Below are 13,663 nucleotides of genomic sequence, written 5' to 3' on the forward strand. Positions count from 1 at the left end.
GCGGCCATCGGCGTGGATGCCTGGATACGGCTGGATTCTGCCGGGGCACGGAACCGGATCCGGATCATCAGACGTACCGATAACGAGAGGGGCCCATGAGACTGCTGCTCGTCGAGGACGACAACCACGTGGCCGCCGCCCTGTCCGCCGTACTGGCCAGGCACGGCTTCAAAGTCGTGCACGCCCGCAACGGCGAGGAGGCGCTCCGGTGCCTGCTGCCGGACGACCAGGAGCCCTTCGGCGTCATCCTGCTGGACCTCGGCCTGCCCGACCTGGACGGCTACGAGGTCTGCGGCAAGATCCGCAAGCGCACCGACACCCCGGTGATCATGGTGACCGCCCGGGCCGATGTGCGGTCCCGTATCCACGGCCTCAACCTCGGCGCCGACGACTACGTCGTCAAGCCCTACGACACGGGCGAACTGCTCGCCCGCATCCACGCCGTCAGCCGGCGCAAGAGCGCGGGCGACGACACCGGGCCGCTCCCGGCCGCCGCACTCCGGGTCGGCCCCGTCGAGATCCAGTTGCCCACCCGGCGCGTCAGCGTGGAGGGCGGCGAGATACAGCTCACCCGCAAGGAGTTCGACCTGCTGGCGCTGCTCGCCCAGCGCCCCGGCGTCGTCTTCCGCAGGGAGCAGATCATCAGCGAGGTCTGGCAGACCAGCTGGGAGGGGACCGGCCGCACCCTGGAGGTGCACGTCGCCTCGCTGCGCTCCAAACTGCAGCTGCCCGCCCTGATCGAGACCGTGCGCGGCGTCGGCTACCGCCTCGTCGTCCCGGCCTGAGGCGCGTCGGGCCCGTGCGCGCACGACTGCTTCCGCTGCTCATCGTCCTCATGGCCGGGGTGCTGCTCGCGCTCGGCTTCCCGCTCGCGCTGAGCGTGGCGGCCGCCGCACAGCAGAAGGTGGTCGTCGACCGGATCGACGACACCGCGCGGATGGCCGAGGAGGCCCAGTTCGTCACCGAGATACCGGCCAGCGAACAGGAGCGGCACGACACCCTCCAGGAGGAGCTCGACCGCTACCAGACGGTGTACGGCATCCGGGCCGGCGTCTTCTACCGCGACCGCGTCGCCATGGCCGCGGCCCCGCGGTCCTGGCAGGTCCCGGTCAGTGGAGAGGGGCGGACCGCCTTCGAGGACGCGCTGGCCGGACGGCGCAGCCGGGACCCGGCGCAGATCTGGCCCTGGCAGCAGGGGCGGCTGATCGTCGCCTCGCCCGTCGTCAGGAACGGCGATGTGATCGCGGTGGTGGTCACCGACTCGCCCACCGACCAGATGCGTTCGCGCACCGTCCGCGGCTGGCTGCTCATCGGCGCGGGCGAGGCGGGGGCGATGCTGCTCGCCGTGGGCGCCGCCTTCCGGCTCACCGGCTGGGTGCTGCTTCCGGTACGGACCCTGGACGCCGCCACCCACGGCATCGCGACCGGGCTGATGAACTCACGCGTCGCCTCCGGCAGCGGCCCACCCGAACTGCGCCGTCTGGCACGGTCGTTCAACGAGATGGCCGACAACGTCGAGGACGTGCTGGAGCAGCAGCGCGCCTTCGTGGCGGACGCCTCGCACCAGCTGCGCAACCCGCTCGCGGCGCTGCTGCTGCGGATCGAGCTGCTCGCCTTCGAACTCCCGGAGGGCAACGAGGAGATCGCTTCCGTACGCACCGAGGGCAAGCGCCTGGGCCAGGTACTCGACGACCTCCTGGACTTGGCGCTGGCCGAGCACACGGCGGCGGAGCTGCGGGTCACCGACATTGCCGAGCTGGCGGCCGAGCGGGTCGCGGCCTGGCGCCCGGTCGCGGAGGCCAAGGGGGTCCGGCTCACCGAGGGGGGCTCCGCGGCGGTCACCGCCTGGGCCGACCCCGTCGCGCTCTCCAGCGCCCTGGACGCAGTGATCGACAACGCGCTGAAGTTCACCCCGGAGGGCGAGGAGGTGCGGGTCGAGACCGCTTCCGACGGCTCCTCGTCCCGGATCACGGTCGCCGACGGCGGACCGGGCCTCAGCCAGGACGAACTGGCCCGGATCGGCGACCGGTTCTGGCGCAGCGGCCGCCATCAGAACATCAAGGGCTCGGGCCTCGGTCTCTCCATCTCGCGTGCCCTGCTGACGGCGGGCCGCGGCTCGATCGCCTACCGGCAGAACGAACCGCACGGGCTCCGGGTGACCGTGACGGTGCCGCGCACCGCGCCGGACAGCTGACCGTACGGTCAGGGCTTGACCGACCGGTAGTAGCTCCGGGCGCCCTCGTCCAGCTTCAGCGGGTCCGTGTAGATCGCGGTCCGTACGTCGACCAGCTGCGCGGCGTGCACCTGCATGCCGATGCGGTCGCGGCTGCGGATCACGCTGCGGGTGAAGCCCTCGGTCAGCTCCGGGTCCTCGCGGTCGGTGGTGACCAGAACGTTCGCAACCGCGATGGTGGGTACCGGGGCGCCGTTACGGGCCTGGCGGTAGGCGTCGGCCGGCATGACGGCCGAGCGGTAGTAGCGGGTGGTGCCGCCCGCCGCGTGCAGCCGGGTCACGAGATCGTCCAGCGGGACCAGCCGGATCGGATGGCGCGCCGCCAGATCACGTACGGCGTCCGTCGGCAGGCCACCCGACCAGAAGAACGCGTCGATCCTGCCCGCCGCAAGCAGCTCCGGGCTGGTGTCGATCCCCGCAGGTACGGCCGTGATGTCCTTGGCCGGATCGAGCCCGGCGGCCCGCAGCGCCCGGTCCGCTATCAGCCGCACACCGGAGCCGGGCTGGCCCACCGCGACCCGCTTGTGCCGCAGGTCGGCCGCGCGCCTGACCGTGGAGCTGTCGTCGACGGCGAGCTGCACGTAGTCGTCGTACAGCCGCGCGCAGCCGCGCAGCCGGCCGGCGCCCGGCTTGCCGTCCTCGATGTACTTCGCGATCGCGTCGGCGGTCGCGATGGTGAAGTCGGCCTGGCCCGTCGCCACCCTGGCGAGGTTCTGCTGGGAGCCCTCGCTGGGCTGGAGGCGGATGTCCACTCCGGGCAGGTCGTGCGCGAGCGTGGGGCTGAGCAGCTTCCCGTAGAGCTGGTAGACACCGGTCCGCACACCCGTACTGAAGGTCACGGTCCCGCGCGGCGACGGCGGGCCGATGGGCAGCAGCCACCACATCAGCAGCCCGGCGGTCACCAGGACGGCCACCGTGCCCTGGAGGGCGCGACGGCGGCTGATGCGGGACAGGGCCTTGGGCATGCGCGCGATCCTGCCAGTTCACGCCCCCGGCGAACAGGGGAGTGGGACAGCGGACGGGCGGGCCGCTTGCCGCGCCGCCGGCCCCACCGTCCGGAATTATTGAGTCCGGTTCATGGCTGTCACTATTGACCTTGATCACCAGCCGGCAGCCGATTGCCGCTGGACCGTGCCCCGGAGGCCGCAGTGACGTCGAGCCGAACTGTCGGACAGATGATGTCGACCAATGTCGTACGGGTGCAGCGGGGAACGTTCCTCAAGGAGATCGCCCGGCTGCTCACCGAGCACCGTATTTCGGCCGTTCCCGTCGTGGACGACGACGACCGGCCGGTGGGCGTGGTCTCCGAGGCCGATCTGCTCCGCAAACAGCTGGGGCTGACCGCGCTGCTGCCCGCCCTCCGGCAGGAGCCCGACCAGCGCTCCAAGACCGAGGCGACCACCGCGGAAGGGCTGATGACCAGCCCGGCGGTGGTCGCGTACCCGGACTGGACGATCGTCGAGGCCGGGTGGCTGATGCAGGCCAGGAGCGTCAAACGGCTGCCGGTCGTCGACGACACCGGCCGGCTGGCCGGTGTGATCAGCCGCAGTGATCTCCTCCAGGTCTTCCTCCGCCGTGACCGCGCCATCCAGGAGGAAGTACTGGAAGGTGTCCTGACCCGGACCCTGGGCCTGTCGCCCTCCGCGATCACGGTGGACGTCAGCGACGGCCATGTCATGCTCAGCGGCCTGGTCGAGCGGCGGAGCGTGATTCCGGCCGCGGTGCGGCTGTGCCGCGGTGTGGACGGAGTGGTCGAGGTCTCCGAACGCCTGCAGTACGAGGTGGACGACAGCACCGGCGGGAGTTAGCCGGACCGCCGCGGCGCCGGACGGAGCCCGGCGGGCCGGCCCCTCGTACGGCCGGGGCCCGGCCCACGCCCGGCACCGCCTACCCTGGTGACATGACCGCGCAGGACGCCCTGAACCGAAGTTACGAGATCCGCACCTACGGCTGCCAGATGAACGTCCACGACAGCGAACGGCTGTCGGGACTTCTGGAGGACGCCGGATACGTCCGCGCGCCGGAGGGCGCCGACGGGGATGCCGATGTCGTCGTCTTCAACACCTGCGCGGTGCGCGAGAACGCCGACAACAAGCTGTACGGCAACCTCGGCAGGCTCGCGCCGATGAAGACCAGGCGCCCCGGCATGCAGATCGCCGTCGGCGGCTGCCTGGCCCAGAAGGACCGGGACACCATCGTCCGGCGCGCGCCGTGGGTCGATGTCGTCTTCGGCACCCACAACATCGGCAAGCTCCCGGTGCTGCTCGAGCGCTCCCGGATCGAGGGCGAGGCCCAGGTCGAGATCGCCGAGTCGCTCGAAGCGTTTCCCTCGACGCTGCCGACCCGCCGCGAGAGCGCGTACGCCGCGTGGGTCTCGATCTCCGTCGGCTGCAACAACACCTGCACCTTCTGCATCGTCCCGGCGCTGCGCGGCAAGGAGAAGGACCGCAGGCCCGGCGACATCCTCGCCGAGATCGAGGCGCTGGTGGACGAGGGCGTCTCGGAGATCACGCTGCTCGGCCAGAACGTCAACGCGTACGGCTCGGACATCGGCGACCGCGAGGCGTTCTCCAAGCTGCTGAGGGCCTGCGGGAAGATCGAGGGGCTGGAACGGGTCCGCTTCACCTCGCCGCACCCCCGTGACTTCACTGACGACGTGATCGCGGCGATGGCCGAGACGCCGAACGTGATGCCCCAGCTCCACATGCCGATGCAGTCCGGTTCGGACACCGTCCTCAAGGCGATGCGCAGGTCCTACCGGCAGGAGCGTTTCCTCGGGATCATCGACAAGGTGCGGGCCGCCATCCCGCACGCCGCGATCTCCACCGACATCATCGTGGGCTTCCCCGGCGAGACGGAGGAGGACTTCCAGCAGACGATGCACGCGGTCCGCGAGGCGCGCTTCGCGCAGGCGTTCACCTTCCAGTACTCCAAGCGTCCCGGGACCCCGGCCGCGACCATGGAGGGCCAGGTCCCCAAGGAGGTCGTCCAGGAGCGCTACATGCGGCTCTCGGCGCTCCAGGAGGAGATCTCCTGGGAGGAGAACAAGACCCAGGTCGGCCGCACCGTGGACGTCATGGTCGCCGAGGGCGAGGGCCGCAAGGACGGCGCGACGCACCGCCTCTCCGGGCGCGCGCCCGACAGCAGGCTGGTGCACTTCACCAAGCCCGACACCGAGGTGCGCCCCGGCGATGTGGTGACGGTGGAGATCACTTACGCGGCCCCGCACCACCTCCTCGCCGAGGGCCCGGCCAAGGCGGTACGGCGCACCCGGTCCGGGGACGCCTGGGAGAAGCGCAACACCGTGGCGGCTGCCAAGCCTGCCGGTGTGATGCTCGGGCTGCCGGGCATCGGCGCTCCGGCACCGGAGCCCGCCGTGGCCGGAGGCTGTGGCTGCGACTAGGGCCTTTCGTTCGGATCAGGCCGGATCAGTGCCCCCGCGAGCCGGGGCCTTGGCCGGTCGCCGGCCCGGCGGACTAGGCTGCGGATCATGCTCGTAGCCGCCGCCGTGTGCCCCTGCCCGCCCCTGCTCGTGCCCGAGGTGGCCGCGGGTGCGGCGTCCGAACTCGACGCTGCCAGGGCAGCCTGCCTCGACGCCGTAGGGGTGCTCGCCGCGGCCCGGCCCGATCTGCTGATCGTCGTGGGACCCGCAGGTGCCGAGAGCCGGGGCCCGCACCCCGAGGGCGCCACCGGCTCGTTCAGCGGCTTCGGTGTGGACCTCCGGGTCAGGCTGGGTACGTCGGACGCCCGTGGCGGACGGGAACTCCCGCCCTCCCTGTCGGTCGCCGCCTGGCTGCTGAGCCGCGCGGAGTGGGCCGGCGCACCAGTCGAGGGGCTGGGCGTCGGCGAGCCGCTGGAGCCCGCACGCTGCCTGGCGGCCGGACGGGAACTGGCCGGCCGCGCCGAACGGGTCGCCCTGCTGGTCATGGGCGACGGCAGCGCCTGCCGCACCCTCAAGGCACCCGGTTACCTGGACGAACGCGCCGCCGGATTCGACGCCGCCGCCGCGCGGGCCCTGGGCACGGCGGATGTGGCAGCGCTGAAGGGCCTGGACGCCGCGCTGGCGTACGAACTGCAGGCCGCGGGCCGTGCGCCCTGGCAGGTCCTCGCCGGTGCGGCCGAGGGCACGGAGCCGGGCGGACAGCTGCTCTACGACGACGCTCCGTACGGGGTCGGGTACTACGTCGCCACCTGGTCCTGAGGACAGCCGGCTCCGAAACGCGGCGGGCGGCCGTGGAGCGGGATGCTCCACGACCGCCCGCCGCGCGGTGCCGGATCAGGAAGCAGTGGGCGGCTTGGACGTACCGCCGTCGTCCTTGTGCGCGAGCCGCTCCAGGGCCTCCTTGGCCTTGCCGGTGCCCGACTCGATCTTGTCGCTGTACTTGCCGTTGGTCCGGGCGTCGACCGTGTGAGCGGCCTTGTCCAGCCCCTCCCCGATCTTGTCGCCGTGCTGCTCGGCCAGGTCGGAGACCTTTTCCTTGGCCGGTCCGAGCTTGGCTTTCACATTGTCCAGGAATCCCATGGCCTACCTACTTCCCTCTGGAGGGCGGTCTACTTGCGAACGCCCTCGCCGGCTTCATTGTCCGCGGCCGCGGACGCGGACTGCTGACGCGGGATCTCCACACTCTCGACGGTACCGGCCGCGGCGTCCTCCGCGGGCGCCCCCGGCACGGGCTCGTCGGCCAGGTTCTCCGGCGCCGGCTCAGGGGCGGGCGCCTCGACCGGCTCCCCGGCCGGCTCCTGGCCCGGGGCTTCGGTGCCTGCTTCCACAGCCGGCTCCACGACTACGTCCTTCGTCTTCCGGCGAAACACTGCAAAAATACCCATATTCACTCCATAACGTACTCGTGTGAGCGAAATTCCTCGCCGCCCGGAGCGCCTGATTGCGCCGACCGGGGCCACCGGTCGAAAGCCGCCGGCCGGAACCTCGGAAGAGGAAACGAATCCGGGCACCCGGCCGTCACGTAACTCATTCGGGGACAGGCCCCCGGGTTTGCGAGACTGAGCCTGTGAGAAGTGCAGCTCCCGCAGCGCGGGTCATCGCCGTCGTCGGTCCCACCGCGGCCGGAAAGTCCGATCTGGGCGTCGCCATCGCCCGGCATTTCGACGGCGAGGTGGTCAACGCCGACTCCATGCAGCTCTACCGGGGCATGGACATCGGCACCGCCAAGCTGACCCTGGAAGAGCGCGGCGGTGTCCCGCACCACCTCCTGGACATCTGGAGCGTGACCGAGGCGGCCAGCGTCGCCGAGTACCAGCGGCTCGCCCGTGCGGAGATCGACCGGCTCCTCGCCGCGGGCCGGACGCCGGTCCTGGTGGGGGGCTCCGGGCTCTATGTCCGCGGGGCCATCGACGCGCTGGAGTTCCCCGGCACCGACCCCGGCGTACGGGCACGGCTCGAGGAGGAGCTGGAGCGGCACGGCCCCGGAGCGCTCCACGACCGGCTGGCCGCCGCCGACCCGGAGGCCGCTGTGGCGATCCTGCCCAGCAACGGCCGCAGGATCGTCCGGGCCCTGGAGGTCATCGAGATCACCGGGAAACCCTTCACCGCCAATCTGCCGGGCCCCGACCCCGTCTACGACACGGTGCAGATCGGCGTCGACGTCGCCCGCCCCGAGCTGGACGAACGTATCGCCCTGCGCGTCGACCGGATGTGGGACTCCGGCCTGGTGGACGAGGTCCGCGCGCTGGAGGCCCACGGGCTCCGCGAGGGGCGCACCGCATCGCGCGCCCTCGGCTACCAGCAGGTGCTCGCGGCGCTCGCGGGGGAGTGCACCGACGACGAGGCGCGCGCCGAGACCGTGCGCGCCACGAAGCGCTTCGCGCGCCGCCAGGATTCATGGTTCCGGCGTGATCCACGGGTGCACTGGCTCAGCGGCGCGGCCGCCGACCGGACGGAACTTCCCGGGCGGGCGCTGGCCTTGGTCGAACGGGCGGTCACAGCCTGATCACGTGATGGCATCGGGACGCTCAGCCCGTCAGTTCGCGGTCGGGGGGCGTGCCATCATCGATTTGCGATCGACAGTGGAGTCCGAGTGGGGAGGGCGTGTGGCGATGGAGGCCGGCCCTCGCGACAGCGAACGCGACGTGGAACGTGCCGACGCCCCGGGACACCCCGAAGAGGGCCCGCGGCTCAGCCCCGACGGACCCGACGCCCAGGACATCTCCGATGCGGCCCCCGAGGTCGAGGTCGAACTGCGGCCGCAGCGCAGGCTGCGCATCTGGCAGCTCGCCCCGATCGTGGTGCTGGCCGCCGTCGGATCACTGATGTTCGCGTTCCCGCTCGCCTTCGAGTTCGGTGACGGCGGCCCGGTGGTCGCCATGCTCGGGCTGCTGATCAGCTGCTGCGCCGCGGGCTGGGGCATGATGGCGGCCCGCCGCGTCGGCTACACCTGGCCCGGTCTGCCCGCCAGAGGCTCGGGGGCGCGCCCCGACTGGCGGATGGCCGGCCTCTACGTCCTGGCCTTCTGTGTGATCGTGGCGCTCGCCGTGGGGCGCGTGGCCCGGCTGCGCTGAGCGCACCCGGCCGCCCCGGTCCGGGCCCACCTCGTACGATGGCGGGGTGACCACCTCGCAGATCGCCTTCCTCAAGGGCCACGGGACCGAGAACGACTTCGTGATCGTCCCCGACCCGGACAACGTCATCGACCTGTCCGCGTCCGCCGTCGCCGTGCTCTGCGACCGCCGGGCGGGGATCGGCGGCGACGGCCTGCTGCACGTCGTACGGTCAGCCGCGCACCCGGAGGCCCAGGCGATGGCCGGCGAGGCCGAGTGGTTCATGGACTACCGCAACGGAGACGGATCCACCGCCGAGATGTGCGGCAACGGCGTCCGTGTCTTCGCCCGGTACCTCCAGCGCGCCCAACTGGTGGAGGACGGGGGCCTGGCCATCGCGACGCGCGGCGGAGTGAAGCGGGTCCACCTCGCGAAGAACGGCGACATCACCGTCTCCATGGGCCGGGCCGTGCTCCCCGCCGACGGGGTGACCGTCACGGTCGGCGACCGGGCCTGGCCCGCGCTGAACGTGAACATGGGCAATCCGCACGCCGTCGCCTTCGTCGACGACCTGGACGACGCCGGACCCCTGCTCTCCGTACCGCAGTTCGAGCCCGCGTCCGTCTACCCGGACGGTGTCAACGTCGAGTTCGTCGTGGACCGGGGCGAACGCCACGTCGCCATGCGGGTGCACGAGCGCGGCTCCGGCGAGACCCGGTCCTGCGGTACGGGCGCCTGCGCCGTCGCTGTCGCTGCGGCCCGCAGGGACGGCACCGACCCCGCGCTCACCGGCGAGCCCGTCACGTACACCGTCGACCTCCCCGGCGGACGTCTGGTGATCACGGAGCTGCCGGACGGCGGGATCGAGATGACGGGCCCCGCGGTGATCGTCGCCGAGGGCACCATCGACGGCCTGTTCAGGGAGACCGCCCTTTCACGCGGGGAAACGGAAACGGCCCCCTCCTAGACTTCGCTCGAATGGGTGATCCGTTTCACGCTGGGCGGGAGCGGGCGGGCACCACGTGGTGGGCTCGGTAGCATCAAGCACCGGCCCGGAGCGCCCAGTCGCAGCCAGTCCACCGCCGGTCGACACTGCCGGAGGTGCCATGAGTGCAGAGGCCGCCAGCCCCAACGGTGCGTCCCCGGAGACCCGTCCGGTGGACAACCCGGGCCGCAGACGCGGCCGCGCCCGCATCGATCTGCGCAGACTGGGCCGTGCAGCACTGTTCGGGCCCGCCTCGCGCGGCGGGCTGCCCGATGCCATCGGCCATGTCGCCGACGCGCACCGGGCGCACTTCCCCGATGCGGACCTCGCCGTCCTGCGCCGGGCGTACGTCCTTGCTGAAACGTCCCACCGCGGTCAGATGCGCAAGAGCGGCGAGCCCTACATCACGCATCCCCTCGCGGTGACCCTGATCCTCGCCGAACTCGGCGCCGAGACCACCACATTGACCGCATCGCTCCTGCACGACACCGTCGAGGACACCGAGGTGACGCTCGATCAGGTGCGTGCGGGATTCGGCGACGAGGTCTGCTATCTGGTCGACGGCGTGACCAAACTGGAGAAGGTCGACTACGGGGCCGCCGCCGAGCCCGAGACCTTCCGCAAGATGCTGGTGGCCACCGGCGACGACGTCCGGGTCATGTCGATCAAGCTCGCCGACCGGCTGCACAACATGCGCACGCTCGGCGTGATGCGCCCCGAGAAACAGGTCAGGATCGCCAAGGTCACCAGTGACGTCCTGATCCCGCTGGCCGAACGGCTCGGTGTACAGGCGCTCAAGACCGAGCTGGAGGATCTGGTCTTCGCGATCCTGCACCCGGCGGAGTACGAGATCACCCGTGCCCTCATCGCCGCCCAGGACGCGGCCGCCGACCCGCTCGCCGTCATCGCCGACGACGTCAGAAGGGTCCTGAGGGACGCGGGCATCGCCGCCGAAGTCCTCATCAGGCCACGCCACTTCGTCTCCGTCCACCGGGTCAGGACGAAACGCGGCGAGCTGTGCCCCACCGACTTCGGCCGGCTCCTGGTGCTCGTCGGTGAGGACGCCGACTGCTACGGAGCACTGGGCGAGCTGCACACCTGTTTCACACCGGTCGTCTCCGAGTTCAAGGACTTCATCGCCTCGCCCAAGTTCAACCTCTACCAGTCGCTGCACACAGCCGTCGCCACGCCCGGCGGGGACGTCGCCGAAGTCCTCATCCGCACCCACCTGATGCACAAGGTCGCCGAGGCCGGGGTCGTCGCGCTCGGCAACCCGTACGTGCCGCTCGACGGCCCGCAGTCCGCCGCCACCATCGCCCGCGCCGCCGCCGGCACCACGGACGGCGAACGCGCCGACCCCACCCGTCCCGGCTGGCTCTCCAGGCTCCTCGCATGGCAGGAGTCGGCGCCCGACCCCGACACGTTCTGGTCCACCCTCCGCGCCGACCTCGCGCAGGACCGGGAGATCACGGTCTTCAGGGCCGACGGCGGCACCCTCGGCCTGCCCGCGGGGGCGAGCTGTGTGGACGCCGCCTACGCCCAGCACGGCGAGAAGGCACACGCCTGCATCGGCGCCCGGGTCAACGGCCGTCTGGCGACGCTCAGTACGGTGCTCAGCGACGGCGACACGGTCCAGCTGCTGCTCGCCGAGGACACCGCGTCCGGGCCCTCACCCGACTGGCTCGGCCACGTACGCACCCCGGCCGCGCGCATCGCGATCACCGGCTGGCTCGACGCCCACCCGGAAGGCACCGCCGTGCCCGCGGCGGCACCCAGGCCGAGCGCATCGGTGACCGGCGGGGCGATGCGCAGAGCGGCCGCCGGAGCCGTCGTGGGCGTGCCGAACGCGACAGTACGGCTGGCCGGCTGCTGTACGCCGGTGCCGCCCGACGCCGTCACCGGATTCACCGTGCGGGGCGGCGCCGTCACCGTCCACCGCGAAGGGTGCCCTTCGGTGACCAGGATGCTGTCCCTGGGGCGGCCGCCCGTCGAGGTCAACTGGGGTGCGACGGGCGACTGCAGAGTCACCCTGGTCGCCGAGGCATTCGGACGGCCGCAGCTGCTCGCCGACCTCACCGAGGCCATCGCGACAGCGGGTGTCGCGGTCGTCTCGGCCACCGTGGAACCGCCGTCCGAGCAACGCGTACGCCACACCTACACGCTGCAACTCCCGGACGCGGCCGGGCTCCCCGCCCTGATGCGCACCATGCGGGACGTGCCGGGCGTCTACGACGTGAGCCGCGCCCAGCACCCCGCCACCGCCTGACCGGTATCCCGCCCGGCGCCCGTCGGCACGACCGCCTGACGACACGTTCGGGTGGCCCGGCGCGCTGCGCCGGGGCCTGCGCGGCAGGGGCTGATAGCCGTAGTCCATGCTGTTCATCTCCCGGCGCACGCGAGCCGTGCTGCTCGCGACCGCATCGGCGACCCTCGTCGCCGCCACGCTGCCCGCACCCGTCCCCCTCGGTATCGGCGACCCGCTCTTCCCACACCTGGGCAACCCGGGGTATGACGTCCTCTCGTACGACATCGGCCTCACCTACCCCGGCAGCAACACCAGACCGCTGGAGGCCGTCACCACGATCGACGCCAGGACCACGGCGTCACTGCGGCGCATCAACCTCGACTTCGCCCGCGGCACCGTCCACTCCGTGGAGGTGAACGGCAGGCGGGCCGGCTTCGCCTCCGCCGACGAGGACCTGGTCGTGACCCCGCGCAGCGCGGTCGGCGCCGGACGCCCGCTGCGGATCACCGTGCGGCACACCAGCGACCCGCGCGGCGCGGCGGACGGCGGCTGGATCAGGACCCCCGACGGTCTGGCCATGGCCAACCAGGCGGACGCCGCCCACCGGGTCTTCCCCTGCAACGACCACCCCAGCGACAAGGCGTTCTTCACCTTCCGGATCACCGCGCCGCGGAAACTGACCGTCGTCGCCAACGGCCTGCCGGGACCGCGCACCACCCGGGCCGGGCGCACCACCTGGACCTACCGCACCCGTCACCCCATGGCCACCGAACTGGCCCAGGTGTCGATCGGGGACTCGGCCGTCCTCCACAGGACCGGCCCGCACGGACTGCCGGTCCGCGACGTCGTACCGGCGGCCGACCGCAAGAAACTCGAACCCTGGCTGCGGAAGACACCCGCCCAGCTGGCCTGGATGGAGTCGAAGGCCGGACGCTTCCCCTTCGAGACGTACGGGGTTCTCATCGCCGACACGGACACCGGCTTCGAGCTGGAGACCCAGACCCTGTCGCTCTTCGAACGGCGGATGTTCACCGGGGAGTCCTTCCCGGAGTGGTACGTCGACTCCGTCATGGTCCATGAGCTCGCCCACCAGTGGTTCGGCGACAGCGTCTCGCCGCACAGCTGGTCCGATCTCTGGCTGAACGAGGGCCACGCCACCTGGTACGAAGCGCTCTACGCGGACGAGCACGACGGGAAGCCGCTGGACACCCGGATGCGCGACGCCTACCGCCAGTCCGACGGCTGGCGGGCGAGCGACGGCCCGCCGGCCGCTCCCAAGCCCCCCGTGCAGGGGCAGAAGATCAGCATCTTCCGCCCGGTGGTCTACGACGGCAGCGCGCTCGTGCTCTACGCGCTGCGCCAGGAGATCGGCGCGGCAGCCTTCTCGGCGGTGGAGCACGGCTGGGTCAGCGACTACCGCGACAAGTCGGCCACCAGCGCCGACTTCGCCGCACTCGCCTCACGGGTGTCAGGACGCGACCTCTCGGGATTCTTCCGGGGCTGGCTGTACGGGAAGAAGACCCCGCCCATGCCGGGCCACCCGGACTGGCGCAGCGCCGCGCCGTCGAAGCAGAGCGCCGCCCCGCCTACGAAGGCGCACAAGGGCTGAAACCCGGGTGACGGACGTGAGCGCACCATGTCACTATCGACGCGTCGGCGGCGCTGGCGGACCCGGTGCGGCCTCAGGGAATCATCGGCGGCCGTC

Annotated in this window: 13 protein-coding genes; 10 read left to right on the forward strand and 3 right to left on the reverse strand. The window is 71.7% G+C overall.

The window, feature by feature from the left end:
* Positions 1–95 precede the first annotated feature (95 nt).
* Positions 96–785: a response regulator transcription factor gene (locus G3I19_RS02655; protein ID WP_164259023.1), complete on the forward strand. Its 690-nt coding sequence runs from the start codon at positions 96–98 to the stop codon at positions 783–785.
* A gap of 14 nt (positions 786–799) precedes the next feature.
* On the forward strand, positions 800–2,194 hold the full coding sequence (locus G3I19_RS02660; protein WP_164259025.1) for a HAMP domain-containing sensor histidine kinase: 1,395 nt from the start codon (positions 800–802) through the stop codon (positions 2,192–2,194).
* An 8-nt stretch (positions 2,195–2,202) separates the two neighbouring features.
* Here the strand turns inward: G3I19_RS02660 and G3I19_RS02665 are convergent, their stop codons facing one another.
* Entirely contained in the window at positions 2,203–3,198 is a 996-nt protein-coding gene (locus G3I19_RS02665; RefSeq protein ID WP_164259027.1) for a TAXI family TRAP transporter solute-binding subunit, read from the reverse strand.
* Between the two features lie 210 nt (positions 3,199–3,408).
* Between G3I19_RS02665 and G3I19_RS02670 the strand changes: the two genes are divergently transcribed.
* The 3 genes from G3I19_RS02670 (at position 3,409) to G3I19_RS02680 (ending at position 6,434) form a co-directional block, all read left to right on the forward strand.
* On the forward strand, positions 3,409–4,041 hold the full coding sequence (locus G3I19_RS02670; protein WP_164259030.1) for a CBS domain-containing protein: 633 nt from the start codon (positions 3,409–3,411) through the stop codon (positions 4,039–4,041).
* 92 nt (positions 4,042–4,133) lie between these two features.
* Positions 4,134–5,636: a tRNA (N6-isopentenyl adenosine(37)-C2)-methylthiotransferase MiaB gene (gene miaB / locus G3I19_RS02675; protein ID WP_164259032.1), complete on the forward strand. Its 1,503-nt coding sequence runs from the start codon at positions 4,134–4,136 to the stop codon at positions 5,634–5,636.
* 87 nt (positions 5,637–5,723) lie between these two features.
* A complete protein-coding gene (locus G3I19_RS02680; protein WP_164259034.1) occupies positions 5,724–6,434 on the forward strand; it encodes a class III extradiol dioxygenase subunit B-like domain-containing protein in 711 nt (236 codons plus the stop codon).
* A 75-nt stretch (positions 6,435–6,509) separates the two neighbouring features.
* Here the strand turns inward: G3I19_RS02680 and G3I19_RS02685 are convergent, their stop codons facing one another.
* Positions 6,510–6,755, reverse strand: a complete 246-nt coding sequence (locus G3I19_RS02685) for an antitoxin (RefSeq protein ID WP_164259036.1) — start codon at positions 6,753–6,755, stop codon at positions 6,510–6,512.
* 29 nt (positions 6,756–6,784) lie between these two features.
* Positions 6,785–7,015 (reverse strand): gliding motility protein, encoded by a 231-nt coding sequence (locus G3I19_RS02690; RefSeq protein ID WP_343234961.1) that lies wholly within the window; start codon positions 7,013–7,015, stop codon positions 6,785–6,787.
* 227 nt (positions 7,016–7,242) lie between these two features.
* Between G3I19_RS02690 and miaA the strand changes: the two genes are divergently transcribed.
* From miaA to G3I19_RS02715, 5 genes are all read left to right on the forward strand, one after another.
* On the forward strand, positions 7,243–8,181 hold the full coding sequence (gene miaA, locus G3I19_RS02695; RefSeq protein ID WP_164259040.1) for a tRNA (adenosine(37)-N6)-dimethylallyltransferase MiaA: 939 nt from the start codon (positions 7,243–7,245) through the stop codon (positions 8,179–8,181).
* A gap of 106 nt (positions 8,182–8,287) precedes the next feature.
* Positions 8,288–8,749 (forward strand): hypothetical protein, encoded by a 462-nt coding sequence (locus tag G3I19_RS02700; protein WP_164259115.1) that lies wholly within the window; start codon positions 8,288–8,290, stop codon positions 8,747–8,749.
* A gap of 46 nt (positions 8,750–8,795) precedes the next feature.
* Positions 8,796–9,695, forward strand: coding sequence for a diaminopimelate epimerase (gene dapF / locus G3I19_RS02705; RefSeq protein ID WP_164259042.1), 900 nt, complete (start codon positions 8,796–8,798; stop codon positions 9,693–9,695).
* Positions 9,696–9,834: 139 nt separating this feature from the next.
* Positions 9,835–11,979 carry an HD domain-containing protein gene (locus G3I19_RS02710; protein ID WP_164259044.1) on the forward strand — a complete coding sequence of 715 codons (2,145 nt, stop codon included), beginning with the start codon at positions 9,835–9,837 and terminating at the stop codon, positions 11,977–11,979.
* Positions 11,980–12,085: 106 nt separating this feature from the next.
* The gene (locus G3I19_RS02715) at positions 12,086–13,567 is read left to right on the forward strand and encodes a M1 family metallopeptidase (RefSeq protein WP_164259046.1); all 1,482 of its coding nucleotides are present in this window, start codon (positions 12,086–12,088) and stop codon (positions 13,565–13,567) included.
* Positions 13,568–13,663: the final 96 nt, after the last annotated feature.

This window comes from Streptomyces sp. SID10853, from assembly GCF_010548145.1.
Lineage (GTDB): Bacteria > Actinomycetota > Actinomycetes > Streptomycetales > Streptomycetaceae > Streptomyces.